At 59.1% G+C, this 17,405-nt stretch carries 17 protein-coding genes and 1 pseudogene; 3 read left to right on the forward strand and 15 right to left on the reverse strand.

Translation table 11 applies throughout. The features are described from left to right. Positions 1–35 precede the first annotated feature (35 nt). Entirely contained in the window at positions 36–557 is a 522-nt protein-coding gene (locus AFK67_RS19325) for a DUF2756 family protein (protein WP_007730567.1), read from the forward strand. Here AFK67_RS19325 and ugpQ read toward each other — a convergent pair. From ugpQ to AFK67_RS23495, 12 genes and pseudogenes are all read right to left on the reverse strand, one after another. Next, a complete protein-coding gene (ugpQ, locus tag AFK67_RS19330; RefSeq protein ID WP_007730572.1) occupies positions 554–1,294 on the reverse strand; it encodes a glycerophosphodiester phosphodiesterase in 741 nt (246 codons plus the stop codon). The genes AFK67_RS19325 and ugpQ overlap by 4 nt on opposite strands. Then, positions 1,291–2,364, reverse strand: coding sequence for a sn-glycerol-3-phosphate import ATP-binding protein UgpC (locus tag AFK67_RS19335; protein ID WP_007730573.1), 1,074 nt, complete (start codon positions 2,362–2,364; stop codon positions 1,291–1,293). The genes ugpQ and AFK67_RS19335 overlap by 4 nt, the downstream gene beginning before the upstream one ends. A 1-nt stretch (position 2,365) precedes the next feature. Continuing rightward, positions 2,366–3,211: a sn-glycerol-3-phosphate ABC transporter permease UgpE gene (gene ugpE / locus AFK67_RS19340; RefSeq protein WP_007730575.1), complete on the reverse strand. Its 846-nt coding sequence runs from the start codon at positions 3,209–3,211 to the stop codon at positions 2,366–2,368. Further along, entirely contained in the window at positions 3,208–4,095 is an 888-nt protein-coding gene (gene ugpA, locus AFK67_RS19345) for a sn-glycerol-3-phosphate ABC transporter permease UgpA (RefSeq protein ID WP_007730578.1), read from the reverse strand. The genes ugpE and ugpA overlap by 4 nt, the downstream gene beginning before the upstream one ends. A gap of 129 nt (positions 4,096–4,224) precedes the next feature. Beyond that, complete coding sequence (gene ugpB / locus AFK67_RS19350; protein ID WP_032967603.1) at positions 4,225–5,544, reverse strand: sn-glycerol-3-phosphate ABC transporter substrate-binding protein UgpB; 1,320 nt, start codon at positions 5,542–5,544, stop codon at positions 4,225–4,227. A 170-nt stretch (positions 5,545–5,714) separates the two neighbouring features. Next, the gene (locus tag AFK67_RS19355; protein WP_007730581.1) at positions 5,715–6,083 is read right to left on the reverse strand and encodes a type II toxin-antitoxin system death-on-curing family toxin; all 369 of its coding nucleotides are present in this window, start codon (positions 6,081–6,083) and stop codon (positions 5,715–5,717) included. Further along, complete coding sequence (locus AFK67_RS19360) at positions 6,083–6,304, reverse strand: type II toxin-antitoxin system Phd/YefM family antitoxin (protein WP_007730583.1); 222 nt, start codon at positions 6,302–6,304, stop codon at positions 6,083–6,085. Before AFK67_RS19360 ends, AFK67_RS19355 begins: the two co-directional genes overlap by 1 nt. A gap of 132 nt (positions 6,305–6,436) precedes the next feature. Further along, entirely contained in the window at positions 6,437–7,150 is a 714-nt protein-coding gene (gene livF, locus AFK67_RS19365; RefSeq protein WP_007730585.1) for a high-affinity branched-chain amino acid ABC transporter ATP-binding protein LivF, read from the reverse strand. A 1-nt stretch (position 7,151) separates the two neighbouring features. Then, the gene (livG, locus tag AFK67_RS19370; protein ID WP_007730587.1) at positions 7,152–7,919 is read right to left on the reverse strand and encodes a high-affinity branched-chain amino acid ABC transporter ATP-binding protein LivG; all 768 of its coding nucleotides are present in this window, start codon (positions 7,917–7,919) and stop codon (positions 7,152–7,154) included. Further along, positions 7,916–9,196: a high-affinity branched-chain amino acid ABC transporter permease LivM gene (locus AFK67_RS19375; protein WP_007730589.1), complete on the reverse strand. Its 1,281-nt coding sequence runs from the start codon at positions 9,194–9,196 to the stop codon at positions 7,916–7,918. Before AFK67_RS19375 ends, livG begins: the two co-directional genes overlap by 4 nt. Beyond that, positions 9,193–10,119, reverse strand: a complete 927-nt coding sequence (livH, locus tag AFK67_RS19380) for a high-affinity branched-chain amino acid ABC transporter permease LivH (protein ID WP_007730591.1) — start codon at positions 10,117–10,119, stop codon at positions 9,193–9,195. Before livH ends, AFK67_RS19375 begins: the two co-directional genes overlap by 4 nt. A 63-nt stretch (positions 10,120–10,182) precedes the next feature. After that, positions 10,183–10,323 (reverse strand): annotated as a pseudogene (locus tag AFK67_RS23495) (amino acid-binding protein); the annotation flags it as partial. 531 nt (positions 10,324–10,854) lie between these two features. Between AFK67_RS23495 and panM the strand changes: the two are divergent. Beyond that, positions 10,855–11,247, forward strand: a complete 393-nt coding sequence (gene panM / locus AFK67_RS19390; protein WP_007730596.1) for an aspartate 1-decarboxylase autocleavage activator PanM — start codon at positions 10,855–10,857, stop codon at positions 11,245–11,247. Positions 11,248–11,589: 342 nt separating this feature from the next. Here panM and AFK67_RS19395 read toward each other — a convergent pair whose 3' ends face one another. The 3 genes from AFK67_RS19395 to AFK67_RS19405 all read right to left on the reverse strand — a co-directional run bounded on the left by AFK67_RS19395 (position 11,590) and on the right by AFK67_RS19405 (position 15,770). Then, positions 11,590–12,693 carry a branched-chain amino acid ABC transporter substrate-binding protein gene (locus AFK67_RS19395; protein ID WP_007753250.1) on the reverse strand — a complete coding sequence of 368 codons (1,104 nt, stop codon included), beginning with the start codon at positions 12,691–12,693 and terminating at the stop codon, positions 11,590–11,592. Positions 12,694–12,943: 250 nt separating this feature from the next. Next, positions 12,944–14,185, reverse strand: coding sequence for an aromatic amino acid transport family protein (locus AFK67_RS19400; RefSeq protein WP_007730602.1), 1,242 nt, complete (start codon positions 14,183–14,185; stop codon positions 12,944–12,946). Positions 14,186–14,504: 319 nt separating this feature from the next. After that, positions 14,505–15,770: a 4-aminobutyrate--2-oxoglutarate transaminase gene (locus AFK67_RS19405; RefSeq protein ID WP_007730605.1), complete on the reverse strand. Its 1,266-nt coding sequence runs from the start codon at positions 15,768–15,770 to the stop codon at positions 14,505–14,507. Positions 15,771–15,888: 118 nt separating this feature from the next. On the opposite strand from AFK67_RS19405, the gene pdxR reads away from it, so the two are divergent. Then, positions 15,889–17,382: a MocR-like pyridoxine biosynthesis transcription factor PdxR gene (pdxR, locus tag AFK67_RS19410; protein WP_007730607.1), complete on the forward strand. Its 1,494-nt coding sequence runs from the start codon at positions 15,889–15,891 to the stop codon at positions 17,380–17,382. The last annotated feature ends 23 nt before the right edge of the window (positions 17,383–17,405 follow it).

The following is a 17,405-nucleotide window of genomic DNA, read 5'->3' on the forward strand; positions in this document are numbered from 1 at the left end:
ACTTAAAAGATCTTCCATAAGGGGAGGGAAATACCATGAAACGTTACTTACTGCTTGCCGCCGCGCTGCCGCTGGCGGCGCTGGCCGAGCCCATTAATGTCCTTAACAACCCGAACCAGCCGGGATATGTGATCCCAAGCCAGCAGCGTTTACAGACGCAGATGCAAAGCCAGCAGCTCCAGCAAAAAGGCATGCTGAACCAGCAGCTTCAGACGCAGAGCCGCCTGCAACAGCAGCAGCTGCAAACCCAGATGAACAATAACGTCGCGCGTATTCAACAGAACCAGCCGGGAAACCTGAACCCGCAGCGGGAGCAGGTACTGCCGAACACCAACGGCGGGATGCTGAACCATCAGGCCAGCTCGCCGCAGAGGCTCAACAGTAACGGCACGATGCTCAACAGCGGCAGTTCGCAGCATATGCTGAACAGCAGCGGCAGCAGCGGCGTGACGCTGAACAGCCCTCAGCAAACGCATATGATCCAGCCGCACCAGAACGGTGACATGCTGCGGCAAAACGGCGCGACGCTGAACAGCAGTAGCGCGCTTGCGCCTTAAGCGCGGAAATCCGGCCCTATCTCGTCAATCGCATCCGTACAGATGCAGTCCACGCCCCAGGCGAGCAGCTCCAGCGCGCGCCGGGGCGAATTCACGGTATACACCAGAATGCGCAGCCCGGCGTCTTTCAGCTGGTTCACGCGCGCCTGATCCAGCAGCTTATGGTTGAGGTGAATCGAGACGCAGCCAAGCTGCGTCGTCAGCGCCTGCCAGTCGTCGCGCCACTCATCCAGCAGCAGCCCGCGCGGCAGTTCCGGCACGGCTCGCTGCGCGGCGGCCAGCGCCTCAACGGAAAACGATGACAGCAGCGGCGCGGTCATCCCCTGCCAGAGTTCGCGCGCGGCCAGCGCCACGACGCGCCCGGTTTCGTCGTCCGCGCCGGTCGTCGGTTTAATTTCGATATTCGCCATCATGTGATGCTCGCGGCAGCGCTGCGCCACGTCGCTCATCAGCGCCAGCTTCTCGCCTTTAAACGCGCCGCTGTACCAGCCGCCAGCATCCACTTTCAGCAGTTCATCCCAGTTCAGCTCGCCCGCCACACCCCAGCCATTGCTGGTGCGCTCCAGCGTGTCGTCATGCAGCAGGAAAATCTGACCGTCTTTCGACAGCTTGACGTCAAACTCAATCATGGCGTGGCCCAGGCGCGCGCCGGTGTCGATCGCCGCCAGGGTGTTTTCCGGCGCCAGTCTGCCGCCGCCGCGATGGGCGACGATCGGAGGATATGGCCAGTTGCTCATAGTCGTTGTCCTGTTTCACCGTCAAAGAAGTGCAGATGGTTTTCCGGCAGGTGCAGCCAGATTGGGGTGCCCGGCTGCGGACGCTCCTGATGCGCGAGGCGCGCCACCACTTTCTGGCTGCCCCAGCGGCCATGCGCGAGGTTATCGGCCCCCAGCATCTCCAGCGTATCGAGCGGCAGCGGCACGCCGCCTGCGGCCTGTGAGCTTAACGCAATATGTTCCGGGCGGATACCCAGCGTCACTTTGCGCCCGGCGAGGGTTTTATGCAGCCGTCCGAGCGGCAGCGCAAGACCGCCGTCCACGTCGAAATGGGTCCCCTCGGCATTCACCCGCCCTTCCAGCAGGTTCATCGCCGGGCTGCCGATAAAGCTCGCCACAAAGCGGCTGGCGGGCTTTTCGTAGACGTCGACCGGCGTGCCTATCTGCTCCGCCACGCCTTTGTTCATCACCATCACGCGCTGGGCAAGCGTCATCGCCTCCACCTGATCGTGTGTGACGTACAGCGACGTGGTGCGCAGGCGGCGGTGCAGCTGTTGCAGCTCAAGGCGCATCTGCACGCGCAGTTTGGCGTCGAGGTTAGAGAGCGGTTCGTCAAAGAGAAACACCGCCGGATCGCGCACGATGGCACGGCCCATCGCCACGCGCTGGCGCTGGCCGCCGGAGAGCTCGCGCGGGCGGCGTTTCAGCAGCCCGTCGAGCTCCAGAATGCGCGCTGCCTCTTTGACGCGCTCGTCGATATGCGCTTTGCCCATGCCGCGAATTTTCAGGCCCCAGGCCATGTTCTCTTCCACGTTCATGTGCGGGTAGAGCGCGTAGTTCTGAAACACCATCGCGATGCCGCGCTCTTTGGGTTCCATTTCGGTAACGCGCTGGCGGTCTATCCAGATATCGCCGCTGGTCACACGCTCAAGCCCCGCCACCATACGCAGCAGCGTGGATTTACCGCAGCCGGACGGGCCAACCATCACGATAAACTCGCCATCGGCCACATCGACCGTCAGCGGCTGGATCACCTGCGTTTTGCCGTTGTCCCAGCTTTTGGTCACCGCCTGAAGTTTTAAACCTGCCATTTTATTTCTCGCTGTCTACCAGCCCGCGAACAAACGCGCGCTGCATTACCAAAACAATCACCACCGGCGGGATAAGCGTCAGCAGCATCGCCGCCATCACCTGATTCCACTGTGTGCTGCCTTCGCCTACCGAAATCATGCCCTTGATACCCGCAACTGCTGTGCCAAGCGCCGGGTCGCTGATAATCAGCAGCGGCCAGAGATACTGGTTCCAGCCGTAGATAAAGGTGATCACAAACAGCGCCGCCAGGTTGGTTTTCGACAGCGGCAGCACGATGTCGCGGAAAAACCGCATCGGCGAAGCGCCGTCGATGCGCGCCGCCTCCATCAGCTCATCAGGCAGCGTCATAAAGAACTGGCGGAACAGGAAGGTGGCGGTCGCCGACGCCATCAGCGGCAGCGTCAGGCCGGTGTAGCTGTCCATCATTTTCAGGTTAGCGATGACTTCCACCGTCGGGAAAATGCGCACTTCCACCGGCAGCATCAGCGTAATAAAAATCATCCAGAAGAAGAGATTACGCAGCGGAAAGCGGAACCAGACGATGGCGAACGCCGAGAGCATCGACACCGCGATTTTCCCGACGGTAATGCTGAATGCCATGATGAAGCTGTTCAGCAACATCAGCCAGAACGGCGCGCTGTTGGCGCCAACGCCATTCACCCAAATATTTTTCAGGTTTTCCCACAGGTGCGTGCCGGGAATAAGCGTCATTGGCGTGGCAAACACGGCCTCGTTGTCGAGCGTCGCCGCCACGAACGCCACGTAGAGCGGAAAGAGAATAGCGGCAATGCCGAGGATCAAAATGGTATGGCTGAAAATCGTCAGCCCGCGGCGGTTTTCAATCATTGGTAACGCACCTTACTTTCCACATAGCGGAACTGCACCACGGTGAGGACGATAACCAGCACCATCAGCACCACCGACTGCGCGGCGGAGGTGGAGAGATCCAACCCGGCGAACCCTTCGCGGTAAATCTTATAAATCAGCGTCGTGGTGGCCTGCACCGGCCCGCCTGCGGTGGCGGCGTCAATAACCGGAAAGGTGTCGAAGAAGGCGTAAACCAGGTTCACCACCAGCAGGAAAAAGCTCACCGGCGCGATAAGCGGCAGCGACAGCTTAAAGAACCGACGTACCGGCCCGGCGCCGTCGATAGCGGCCGCCTCAACCAGCGAGCGAGGAATCGACTGCAGCGCGGCGAAGAAGAAAAGAAAGTTGTAGCTGATCTGCTTCCAGACCGAGGCGAAAACCACCAGGAACATCGCCTGTCCGCTGTTTTGCGAATGGTTCCAGTAGTAGCCCATCTGCTCAAGCACGTGGGTGATAAGCCCGCGTCCAGGGTTGAAGAGGAAAATCCACAGCACGGCGGCGATGGCGGGCGCGACGGCGTAAGGCAGCAGCATCAGCGTCTGATAAAAGCGGCTACCGCGCACCACGTAATCGACCAGGGCCGCGAAGAACAGCGAGATCAAAAGGCCGCTTACCGTCACCAGCGTGCTGAATTTGATCGTCGTCCAGAAAGAATCCAGATAATAGCTGTCGTGGAAGAGCTGCGTGAAGTTCGCAAACCCGACAAACTGGCTGGAGAGCCCGAACGGATCGACGCTTTGTACCGAGTACCAGAGCGCCTCGCCCGCAGGCCAGATAAAAAAGACAACGGTGATAATCAACTGCGGTGCCAGCAGCGCATAAGGCAGCCAGCTTGCGCGAAACACCGGACGAGATGATGACATAGAGGGACACTTTCCTGAAAAATGCCGGGTGCGGCTTCGCCTTACCCGGCCTGGGAACTCTTACCTGTAGGGCGGGTAAGGCAAAGCATACCCGCCACATCAAACCGGCTATCCCTGCCGGCCTTGGGGTTACGATTTCGTCGACTGCTCGAAGCGACGCAACAGCTGATTTCCACGCTCAACGGCGGAATCCAGCGCCTGTTGCGGGGTTTTCTTGCCGGTCCAGACGCTTTCCAGCTCTTCGTCAACCACGGTGCGGATCTGCGGCATATTGCCCAGACGCAGCCCTTTGGTGAACGGTAACGGCGGCTTGTTCAGCATCTGGCGCGTCGCGATATCCGCACCCGGATTTTTGTCGTAGAAGCCCTGCTCGCGGGTCAGGTCGTAGGCGGCTTTGGTGATAGGCAGATAGCCGGTTTTCTGGTGCCATTCCGCGGCATTTTCCGGCTGCGCCAGGAAGCTCAGGAACTCCGCGACGCCTTTGTACATCTCTTTGTCCTTGCCCTGCATCACCCACAGGCTCGCCCCGCCGATGATGGCGTTCTGCGGCGCGCCTTTCACATCGGCGTCGTAAGGCATCATGCCCACGCCGTAGTTGAATTTGGCGTAGTGGCGGATATCCGCGAGCGATCCGGAAGAGGCGGTCGTGATCGCGCAGTCGCCGTTATAGAACTTCTCGGTCGACTCATCCTTGCGCCCGAAGTAGCTGAAATCGCCCTTCTTGTTGAGATCCTGCAACAGCGCGATGTGCTTCACTTGCTCCGGCTTGTTGAACTCCAGTACCGCGTCGGTACCGTCAAAGCCGTTATTCTTAGTCGCGACCGGCAGACCGTGCCAGGCGCTGAAGTTTTCAATCTGGATCCATCCCTGCCAGCCGCTGGCATAGCCGCATTTCATCCCGGCGGCTTTCAGCTTCGCGGTGTATGCAGCGAGGTCCTGCCAGGTTTTCGGCGGCTGCTCCGGGTCTAAGCCCGCTTTTTTGAACGCATCTTTGTTGTAATAGAGCACCGGAGTGGAGCTGTTGAAGGGCTGGGAGAGTAAGTGTCCGCTTTTCGCGTCGGTGTAGTAACCGGCGACCGTCGGGACAAACTGCGACTCGTCGAATTTAATGCCAGCATCGTTAAAGACTTCGTACACCGGTTTGATCGCTTTTGAGGCCATCATGGTGGCGGTGCCTACTTCGTAGACCTGCAAAATCGCCGGAGCATTGCCGGTACGGAAGGCCGCGATGCCTGCCGCCAGGCTCTGCTCGTAGTTGCCTTTGTAAACCGGTTCGATTTTGTATTCCGGGTGAGCCTGGTTGAACCGCTGCGCCAGCGAGTTCACCTCTTTACCCAGTTCGCCTTCCATAGAATGCCAGAACGGAATGGTGGTGGCGGCCATCGCCTGGCTGCTCAGCGCCCATCCCAGAGCCACACAAATTGCTGTACGTCGTAACGAAGCTGTCATGTCTGTTATCTCTCTGATTATGCGTCGTTTGAGATGCGCGAAATCACGCGTTTTATGCTCGCGAGCTAACATGACATGCGCGTATGACAGAAAAATAACTGAATAGTGACAAGATCGTTACGCCGCCGCGGCACAGAAATGACGCGCCAGTGATGGTCTGATGACGGGGTTCAGGGGCGAAGCAACGCAGCTATCGCTTCCAGTGAAAGCCGACCTGCCGCCGCGTCGACCGTCATCTCAACAAAAGCCGGATTAGCCGCAAGCGCAATACCGTTTCGCTTAAGAAACAACAGCGTAATGAAAAGCGCCGTGCGCTTATTACCGTCGTTGAAAATATGGCCTCGCGCAATCGCCAGCAAATGCATCGCCGCCAGCAGCCAGATATCGTCAACGCCTTCGTACTCATATTTATTAAGCACGCGATACATTAACGCTTCGGCCCGCCCCGGGTCGGGCATCCCTGTGACGCCGGGCGTCACCTGCAATAAGCGGTCATGGAAACGAACTATCTCCTCCGCTGAGATAAAGTGAATCGTCATTACCTGTCCGCAAGCTCCCTGATTTCATTACCGTGCACGGCCATCATCTCCGCGAATTCGGCATCCAGTTTGGCCGCCTGGTAACGTTCAAACTCTTCGGCGCTGATGATAACGGCCGGTTTATGGCCGCGGCGCGTAATGGTCACTGGCGTTCCGGTGGTGGCGGATTCCAGGGCGGAAGCGAGCTGCTGGCGCGCTTCGCTGTAGTTCATCGTACGCATAAAGCCTCCTCTAAAGTACAAATTAATTGTACAAGTAATGCGTACATAAAACAAAAGCCGGGTGGCGTTTCGCCATACCCGGCTTTCTCAATGCGCCTGCCCGGTAGCCTTACGCCACCGGGCCGCCATAACTTAACCGCCTAAATAAGCGCTGCGCACCGCCTCGTTGGCGAGCAGCGCGTCGCCGGTGTCCTCAAGCACCACATGGCCGTTTTCCAGCACGTAACCGCGGTCGGCGAGCTTCAGCGCCTGGTTGGCGTTCTGCTCGACGAGGAAAATGGTCATTCCCTCTTTGCGCAGCTGTTCGATGGTGTCGAAAATCTGCTGGATGATAATGGGCGCCAGACCCAGCGACGGCTCATCGAGCAGCAGCAGGCGCGGCTGGCTCATCAGCGCGCGGCCTATCGCCAGCATCTGCTGTTCGCCGCCGGACATCGTACCGGCGCGCTGAATGCGACGCTCATGCAGGCGCGGGAAGAGATCGTATACGCGCTGAATGCGGGTCTGAAACTGTGCGCGGTCGGCGAAAAAGCCGCCCATCGCCAGATTCTCTTCCACCGTCATGCGGGAGAAGACGCGGCGGCCTTCCGGCACAATCGCCACCGCCTCGCGCATGATTTTCGCGGTCTGCCAGTCGGTAATGTCTTTGCCATCAAAAACGATACGCCCGTGGCTGGCGCGCGGGTCGCCGCACAGCGTGCCGAGCAGCGTGGTTTTACCCGCGCCGTTGGCGCCGATAAGCGTGACAATCTCGCCCTGCTTAATGTGCAGGCTCACCTCATGCAGCGCCTGGATTTTGCCGTAGTGCGCGCTCACCTTGTCAAAAGACAACATCACGTTTTCCATCTTATGCCTCACCCAGGTATGCACGAATCACGTCAGGGTTATTGCGGATTTGCTCCGGCGTGCCGTTGGCAAGCGGCGTCCCCTGATTCACGACATAAATACGATCGGAAATGCCCATCACCAGTTTCATATCGTGCTCAATCAGCAGAATGGTGGTGTCGTGATGATTACGCAGTTCGACGATCAGCTCGTCCAGCTCTTTGGTCTCTTTCGGGTTGAGGCCCGCGGCGGGTTCATCGAGCATCAGGATCTCCGGCTGCGTCACCATGCAGCGGGCTATCTCCAGACGACGCTGGTCGCCGTAGGCGAGGTTGCCCGCCTGGCGGTTGGCGTGCTGCAACAGATTAATGCGCTCAAGCCAGGTGGCGGCGCGATCCAGCGCCTCGCTGTGGGCGCGACGAAATGCCGGGGTTTTCAGCAGGCCGGAAAACAGCCCGGATTTCAGTTGCTGATGTTGCGCCACCAGCAGGTTTTCAATCACGGTCATTTCGCGAAACAGACGCACGTGCTGGAAGGTGCGCACCACGCCCATGCGGGCGATCTGCTGGCCCGGCAGCCCTTCAAGATGCTGGTCGCGCAGCATAATGGTGCCGCCGGTGGGCTTGTAAAAGCCGGTCAGGCAGTTGAACACCGTGGTTTTACCGGCCCCGTTCGGGCCAATCAGCGAGACGATTTCACGCTCGCGCAGTTCAAGCGAGACGTTATTCACGGCAAGCAGGCCGCCAAAGCGCATCATCAGGCCGTTGACGGATAATAAGGGCTGACTCATGCCTGCTCTCCTTTACTGCTCACACCGTTTTTCAGTTTCAGCTGCGGGCGCGTCATCGGCAGTAACCCCTGCGGACGCCAGATCATCATCAGCACCATCAGACCGCCCAGCACCAGCATGCTGTATTCATTCAGGTCGCGCATCAGTTCACGCGACACCACCAGCAGAATGGCGGCGAGGATCACCGCGAACTGCGAGCCCATGCCGCCCAGCACCACAATCGCCAGCACGAATGCGGACTCCGCGAAGGTGAACGATTCAGGGCTAACGAAACCCTGGCGCGCGGCGAACAGCGTCCCGGCGAAACCGGCGAACGCGGCGCTGATGGTAAAGGCGGTGAGCTTGATGCGCGTCGGGTTGAGGCCGAGCGAACGGCAGGCAATCTCATCTTCGCGCAGCGCTTCCCACGCGCGGCCAAGCGGCATACGCAGCAGACGGTTAATCACGAACAGCGAGAACACCACCAGCAGCAGCGCCACCAGGTAGAGCCAGATAACGCGGTCGGCGGGGTCATACTTCACGCCGAAGAAGTTGCTGAACGTATCCCAGCCCCCTTCACGCGCGGTGCGGCTGAACTCCAGGCCTAAGAAGGTCGGTTTCGGGATCTGGCTGATGCCGTTCGGGCCGCCGGTGATATCGGTGTTATTGAGCAGCAGAATACGGACGATTTCGCCAAAGCCGAGCGTCACAATCGCCAGATAGTCGCCGCGCAGGCGCAAGACCGGAAAACCAAGCAGGAAACCGGCGGCGGCAGAGACCAGGCCCGCCAGCGGCAGACAGGTCCAGAAGCCCAGCCCATAGTAGTGGTTCAGCAGCGCGAAGGTGTAAGCGCCGATGGCGTAAAAGCCGCCGTAGCCCAGCACCAGCAGGCCGGAAAGCCCCACCACCACGTTCAGACCGAGGCCGAGGATCACATAGATCATGGTCAGCGTGGCGATATCTACCGTGCCGCGCGAAACCATAAACGGCCACGCGACGGCGAGCGCCAGAAGGCCCAGCAGAAACAGCTTTTGTTTGACCGTCGAGCCGTCGATCGCAGGCAGAATAAACTTCGGCCCGGAGACGTTTTTCAGGCCCTTCTGGAACAGCGGGCGCAGGAGCTGGAACAAAAAGACCACGCCGGTGCCGATGGCAATCCACTCCCAGCGGATGCTGTCGGCGGTATCGACCACAAGACGCGTGCCGTCCAGCTCAAGCTGAACGCCCATAAAAATGCCTGCCAGCAGGAAGAACATGGCGGCCGCCAGCAGCGCCGCCACAAAATGCATCGGTTTCATACTTTTTCTACCTCCGGGCGGCCCAGAATACCGGTCGGCATCACCAACAGTACGCCGATCAACAGGGCAAACGACACGACATCTTTATATTCGGTGCTGAGATAGGCGGAGCAGAGCGATTCGGTCACGCCGAGGATAAGCCCGCCAATCATCGCGCCCGGGATGCTGCCGATGCCGCCAAGCACGGCGGCGGTGAAGGCTTTCATCCCGGCCATAAAGCCGATGTACGGGTTGATAACGCCGTAGAACTGGCCGAGCAGCACGCCTGCCACTGCCGCCATCGCCGCGCCGATCACAAAGGTGAGCGCGATAACGCGGTCGGTGTTGATGCCAAGCAGGCTCGCCATTTTCAGATCTTCGGCGCAGGCGCGACACGCACGGCCCATGCGGGAGTAGCGAATAAACAGCGTGAGCGCGAGCATCGCGACAAACGTCACGACCCAGATAACCAGCTGCATAGTGGTGATACTGGCGGCGAAGTTATCGCTGCTGCCGATGGTCCACTGGCCGTTAAACAGGCTTGGCAGCGCGACATCGCGCGAGCCCTGGGTGAGGCTGACGTAGTTTTGCAGGAAAATCGACATCCCGATGGCGGAGATGAGCGCAATCAGGCGCTTGGAGCTGCGCACGGGGCGATACGCCACGCGCTCGATGCTCCAGCCGTAGGCGCTGGAGACGACAATCGCCCCGATAAACGCGGCGCCGACCAGCAGCCAGCTGGCGTCGATGCCCATCATCATGAGCGCTGCGATGATCATGAATGACACATAGCTGCCAATCATATAGACCTCGCCGTGGGCGAAGTTGATCATGCCGATAATGCCGTAGACCATGGTGTAGCCGATGGCGATAAGCGCGTAGGTGCTGCCCAGCGTGACGCCGTTAAACATCTGCTGCAGAAAATAGAGAAACTGCTCGGACATAACGTAACCTTATTAAAACCTGCCAGCGACGCGCCGACAGGCGGGATGAACATCGGGTATGCTTTAATTCACGGCGACAGACGGCCCGCTTTTCGCAACGGTGAGCGCACCGTCGGCATGCCACTCGAAAACACCTGCTTCAACTCCCTTCAGATCGCCTTTTTCATCCCAGTTCAGCGGCCCATGCACGGTATTCGCGCCATGTAATGCTTTTATCCGCGCGGCAAAGTCACGGTAGATAGCCTGCGCGTTCATCGCCTGCGATCGCGACAGCGCTATCATCCCCGCACGCACGCGCGTTGCGTTGCTGTTCATCCTTACATCCCCGTTCGTGTTGTGTGTTGCTAATAAGTTTTATTATGGTTAAAAAATATTCTGCTGTTTTAATAGACAACGCTATTTTTACCTGTCTCTTTAAAGGGTTAGCGTGGTTTTTAGCGAAACTATAATTAAAACATCTATTTTTCAGTCTATTAAGCAAAGATAATATTCTGAAATATGGCTGAGATAAACAAAAAAAAGCGCAACGAATAGCATAAAATATCGGTACTATTAGCCAGATAAAACGCTACCATTCAGGGTTATCTGCTGGTTAAATTTCATTCCCCGCGCTTTCCCGCTACCTAATGAGTAAGACAAAAACTAATCAGCTGCCGAATAGATCTCACCAGGGGGCGCAGCAGCCGGAAAAAATCGGGTAAACTCAGTTATCCCTCTCTGGCGGAAAGCGTGTTTATGAAACTGACTATCCTTCGTCTGCATACCCTGAGTGAACAGGACAAAATCGACCTCGCAAAGATTTGGCCGGAATATCCTTCTGATTCGTTACGTCTTGATGAGAACCATCGCATTTACGCCGCGCGCTTTAACGAGCGGCTGCTGGGCGCGGTGCGCGTGACGCTGCGCGGCACCGAAGGCGCGATGGACTCCCTGCGGGTGCGGGACGTTACGCGCCGCCGCGGCGTCGGGCATTACCTGATTGAAGAGACGATCCGTGACAACCCGTCGATGACCGACTGGTGGGTGATGGATATCGGCGTGGAAGACTACAACGTGATGAACGCGTTTATGCAGACGCTGGGCTTCGCGGCGCAGCAGGATGGCTGGGTGAAACGCGTAGAGGCGTGATGTTAATAGACGGGTGGATGCGCTGCGCTTATCTAGCTTACGCGACAGCGGCATACACCGCTGTCGCGCGAAAGACGCAACAGCCTATTTACCCACGTATTTCGTGCTACAGCAAGGCGGCAAACCCTGAAATCCCCGGGAGCTTACATCAGTAAGTGACCGGGGTTGAAGGGTGCAGTCAACGCCGCTGTCGCGCGAAAGACGCAACACCTATTTACCCAAGTATTTCGTGCTACAGCAAGGCGGCAAGCCCTGAAATCCCCGGGAGCTTACATCAGTAAGTGACCGGGGTTGAAGGGTGCAGCCAACGCTGCTGTCGTGCGAAAGACGCCGGGGAAATAATTATTTGGCGTCGGTCGCCGTACCATTGGCATGCCAGGTAAACACGCCGAACTCAAACCCTTTCAGATCGCCCTTCGCATCCCAGGTCAGCGGCCCCATCACCGTTTCTACGGAGTTCGCTTTCAGGTATTTAGCGATTTCCGCCGGGTCATCGCTCTGGTTCAGACCAGCAGCCAGAGACTGCAGCGCGGCGTAGGTGGTCCACACAAACGCGCCGCTCGGATCCTGTTTTTTGGCCTTGATAGCATCCACAATCGGTTTGTTCGCCGGCACCTGATCGTAGTTCTTCGGCTTGGTCACCAGCATGCCTTCGGCAGACTCGCCCGCGATGTTAGAGAGCGACACGTTCGCCACGCCTTCCGGGCCCATAAACTGGGTTTTCAGGCCTGCCGCGCGCGCCTGACGCAGGATCTGCCCCATTTCCGGGTGGTAGCCGCCGTAATAGACGAAATCGATGTTTTCTTTCTTCAGACGCGCCACCAGCGTGGAGAAATCTTTCTCACCAGCGGTGATGCCGTCAAAGAAGACCACATGCGCGCCGCCTTTCTTCAGGCCGTCCTGTACCGCGCGGGCCAGGCCTTCGCCATACTGCTGTTTGTCGTGAATAACCGCGATATTTTTTGGCTTCACTTTATCGAGAATGTATTTCGCCGCGGTCGGACCCTGGTCGGAATCCAGACCGGTGGTACGCAGAATGAGTTTATAGCCGCGCGCGGTCAGCTCCGGTGCCGTCGCGGCCGGGGTGATCATCAGAATGCCTTCGTCTTCGTAAATATCCGACGCGGGCTGCGTGGAGGAGGAGCAGAGGTGGCCGATAACATATTTCACGCCGTCGTTAACCACTTTGTTCGCTACCGCCACCGCTTGTTTCGGGTCGCAGGCGTCGTCGTATTTGGTGATAACCAGCTTGTTGCCTTTGATGCCGCCTTTGGCGTTGATATCGGCAACGGCCTGCTCGGCACCGGTGAATTCCTGGTCGCCGTATTGCGCTACCGGGCCAGACATGGCGCCCACCACGGCAATTTTAATATCTTCCGCCATCGCCATGCTGCTCATCGCCAGCGCAATCGCGCCTGCCAGTAACGCTTTACCCTTCATTTTCATCCTGAGGTTCCCCATTCTTGTGGTCATTGCAGTTGTGGTGTTGTTGTTTTTCGCTACTTTATTTCCGCTTCGCTTGTAAGCGCAGCATTTAATAATGGTTTTAAGCCCTGCCGCCCGGCTAAAAGCAGCATACTCTGCTAAAAACATACCCCATTTTTATGAATTTGGAATCACTATTTTTCACGTCAATTATGGCGGGGAGCGGTCAAAAAACATCCGCCGCGCCTGTCACGCGGCGGGTTATCGGGTTTTACCAGCCCGCAGGCAGATAACCGAAGGCGGAGAGCACCGCGTAAATCGCGCTGGCGACATACAGCACGACAATCAGCGTCTGAATGAACGGATGCGTGCTCCAGGTACACTGCCAGCGGGGCGATATCTCCCCATGGCGACGCGCGCCGCGCAAAATAAGGATAGGCATAATGGAGAGGATCACGCCGCTGAACACCCCTGCAAAGTAGAGCGCGTTCACAAAAGAGACCATGCCGCTGTAGGCGAGCGCGAACGGCGGCAGCGCCACCACCGCCAGTACGCCGAGGCGTTTGAACGGCTGCGCGTCGTCGCCGAGGCGGAATTTGTCGAAGATATTGGTCAGGAAACTGCCGCCCAGCCCCCAGTAAGAGGTGAGCATCGCGCAGAGCGCGAAAATATTGGCCGAGAAGAACGCCCATTCGCCCAGCGCGCGGCCCCAGGAGATGGTCGCCACTTCAGAGATGTTATTAAGCCCGCTCAGCGCGATAACCGAGAGCGGCACCAGCGCCAGCAGCGTAAAGGTGATAATCATCCCGACGATAATCGCCTTCGGCAGCTTTTCCGGTTTGTCGGCGAAACCGCGCGCCATCTCCGGCACGATGTATTGCGCGGCGAAGCAGAACGCGGTGACGTTAAACACCGGCACCATATAGCGCCAGTCACCGTCCAGCAGCCAGCGCATCTGGGTGGATTCATGCAGCAGCGTGGCGATGACCAGCACCGCGATCATCACCACCATGCCGATGCTGATGAACTTCTCGCCGCGGCCGATGGCCTTCAGGCCGAGCCAGAGAATACCCGCCGCCGGGATAAAGAAAATCAGACTGCCGATGGCGGGCGACACGCCAATAAGCGAGCTTAAAAGCTTGCCGCTGCCGGTCATGTAGGCAGTGAGCGCGCCGACGCTGTTAACGCACACCGAGGCAAACATCAGCCAGGCGCCGATGCGCCCGACGTAGCGCCCCGCGAGACCGCTTAACTGCAAATGCGCGCGGGTGCGCAGCGTCGCTTCGGCGACATACAGCATAGTGATGGTGGTCAGCACGCCGACAAGAGCGAGCCAAAACAGGAGCGGGATAAAGCCCGCTTTACTGGAGGCATAGGCGATAGAGAGGACGCCTGCGCCGATGTTGGTGCCGACGATCATCGCCACGCCTTCGAGGAAGCTCAGCGATTTCGGTGATGACGCAGCCCGCTCTCGGGCCGCCCACAGTGATGCGGAGGTTGTGTTCTCAGACATAGATCTTCCTTAAATATCCGGCGGCTATCACCACCGGAAGCGGTTGTGTTCACGGTGTTTTATTGTGTTAGCAAGTGAGATATTTAAGCTTCGGGCCTGTCAGCCTCCCGAAGCGCGTTCCTTCGCAGGTGGCCCCAAAGACGCGCCGTTATGGCCCGCTGCTGCGCGGCGGCCAGGCCATAAGGCGGGCGCCCTCGGGGCAATCCTGTTCCGTTGGGTTTGGTCTGGTGGATGCGCTGCGCTTACCCACCCTACGTATTAGCAAAGATTCGCTTACCGTAGGGCGGGTAAGCCTCGCGCACCCGCCGTGCGGCCGGGTTTATCGGCCCAGCGCGCGCGACAGAATGGCCAGCGCTTTACTGAACTGCGCATCCGGAATGGTCAGCGGATACAGGAAGCGGATAACGTTGCCGTAAACGCCGCAGCTCAACAGCAACAGGCCTTCTTCACGGGCGCGCGCCTGCACCTCCTGGGTAAACGACGGCGACGGCTTGCCGGTCTGCGGATCGTTAAACTCCACCGCCACCATCGAGCCCTGCCCGCGCACCTCGGCGATCGCCGGGCAATGCTGGCGCGCCTGGTTCAGCACCTCTTTCAGATGCTGGCCCAGCTCATTGGCGCGCTGGCAGAGGTTTTCCTCATCGATCACGTCCAGCACCGCGTGCGCCGCCGCGACCGCCAGCGGGTTACCCGCATAGGTACCGCCGAGGCCGCCCGGCGCGGGCGCGTCCATCACGTCCGCTCGCCCGACCACACCAGAGAGCGGCATCCCGCCCGCGAGGCTTTTCGCCATCGTCAGCAGATCGGGCTTCACGCTGTAATGCTCCATCGCGAACAGCTTGCCGGTGCGGGCAAAACCGGTCTGCACTTCATCGGCGATCAGCAAAATCCCATGCTCGTCGCACAGCGCGCGCAGCGCCTGCATAAACGCCGGCGGCGCCACGTTGAAGCCGCCTTCGCCCTGCACCGGCTCCAGCACGATGGCCGCCACCTGATCCGGCGCGATATCGGCTTTGAAAATGCGCTCCAGGCTCGCCATTGCATCATCCACCGACACGCCGTGCAGGTCGTTCGGGTACTGCGCGTGGAAAACGGAGCCAGGGAACGGGCCGAAGCCGATTTTGTACGGCGCCACTTTGCCGGTCAGCGCCATCGTCATAAACGTGCGGCCATGAAAGCCGCCGCCGAAGGTAATCAGCCCGGGGCGACGGGTATACGCGCGGGCGATTTTTACGGCGTTCTCAACGGCTTCCGCGCCGGTGGTGAAGAACGCGGTTTTCGCCGGGCCGTCGATGGGCGCGCGTTCATTGATGCGCTCGGCCAGCGACACATAACTTTCGTAGGGCACAATCTGGTACGCCGTGTGGGTAAAGGCGCGCAGCTGGTTTTCAATGGCCTCTACCACGCGCGGGTGGCGGTGCCCGGTGTTTAGCACCGCGATGCCTGCGGCGAAGTCGATAATCTCGTTGCCTTCCACGTCCCACAGGGTGGCGTTTTCGGCTTTTTCGGCATAAAAGCCGCACATCACGCCGACGCCACGTGGGGTGGCGCTCTGACGACGTTGATTCAATTCTGAATTTTTCACCCTCAATCTCCTGCTGATAAACGTCACTTTTTAGCAACAAACATGAAACAGTGACGTTTATTTACCCAGGCTATGGCCCTATAATCGAGTACCAGTTTCGAATAAATGAGGGATCCAATTGCATTCTTTAGTGTCCGATCTCTTATTGCTTCGTCTCGGCGAACAGCGCGATGAGCGCCTGCATAAGCGGCTCTACAACGCGCTTCGCCTGTCCATTCTCGACGGCAGCCTGCCTGCGCAAAGCCGCCTGCCCGCCTCACGGGATCTCGCCCAGCAGCTTGGCCTTTCCCGTAACACAGTGTTAACAGTTTACGAACAATTACTGGCAGAAGGATATGTGACCTCACGCGCCGGCAGCGGAACATTCGTCGCCGGAATGCTGCCGGACAGCCTGTTATCTGCGCCGCCGGTGGCGCAAGGGGAGCACGATCGCGTCTCGCCCGCAGGCTTCTCTTCGCGCGGAAAAACGCTGCTCGACCAGGTGAGCGCCAGCCCGAAACAGTGGGGCGCGTTTATTCCCGGCGTGCCGGATGTGCACGCCTTTCCGCATCAGCTCTTCAGTAAAATCCAGGCGCGACTCAGCCGTCGCCCGACCCCGCAGCGCCTAACCTACAGCTGCCAGGGCGGTACGCCGGAACTGCAACGCGCGCTGGTCGATTACTTACGGGTGTCGCGCTCGGTGCACTGCGCCGCCGATCAGGTGCTGATAACGGAAGGCATTCATCAGGCTATCGATCTCGTGGCGCGCATGCTGTGCGATCGCGGCGATGTGGCATGGGTGGAAGAACCGTCCTACTGGGGTATCCGGCATGTGTTGCAGATGAATGAAGTGAGTATCGAGCCGGTGGCGGTCGACCGGGCAGGCATGGTGCCGCCTGCGCGCTGGGAAGCGCCGCCGCGGCTGATTTTCGTCACGCCGTCGCACCAGTACCCCCTCGGCGCGGTGATGAGCCTGGAGCGCCGCCAGCGGCTGCTGACGCTGGCGCGTCAGACCGGCAGCTGGATTGTCGAAGACGATTACGACAGCGAGTTTCGCTTCTCAGGCCAGCCGATCCCGGCGCTGCAGGGGCTGGTGGCCGACCCGCCGGTGATATACATCGGCACGTTTAGCAAAACGCTCTATCCGGGGCTGCGTATCGGCTACGTGGTGCTGCCGCGCGCGCTGGCGCAGGCGATGAAAACCGCCCATGCGGAGCTTTATCGCGGCGGCCATTCGATTATCCAGGCAGCGCTGGCGGAGTTTATCGAGGCCGGGCATTACAGCGCGCATATCCGGCGTATGCGGCTGCTGTATGGCCGTCGTCGGGCGTGCCTGACCGCGCTTATCACGCGCTATCTCGGCCCGCAGGCGCTGTCGGATTTCAGCGATAACGCCGGGCTGCATCTGGTGCTGAATCTGCCAGATGACGCCGACGACGAGGCCATCGCCCGTCTTGCCAACGCGCGCGATATTCTGGTGCGTCCGCTTTCGCGCTATTACCTGACGGAGAACCGGCGACGAGGGCTGCTGATGGGTTTCGCCTGCGTGGCGGAAGAGAAAATGGAGGGCGCGTTTAAAGCGCTGCTGGCCTGTATCGGGGAGGCGTACCCGTCACTTATTCGGTACGCATAAAACAAAACACCCCGCATAAGGCG

The sequence above is a fragment of the Cronobacter dublinensis subsp. dublinensis LMG 23823 genome (genome assembly GCF_001277235.1).
GTDB lineage: Bacteria > Pseudomonadota > Gammaproteobacteria > Enterobacterales > Enterobacteriaceae > Cronobacter > Cronobacter dublinensis.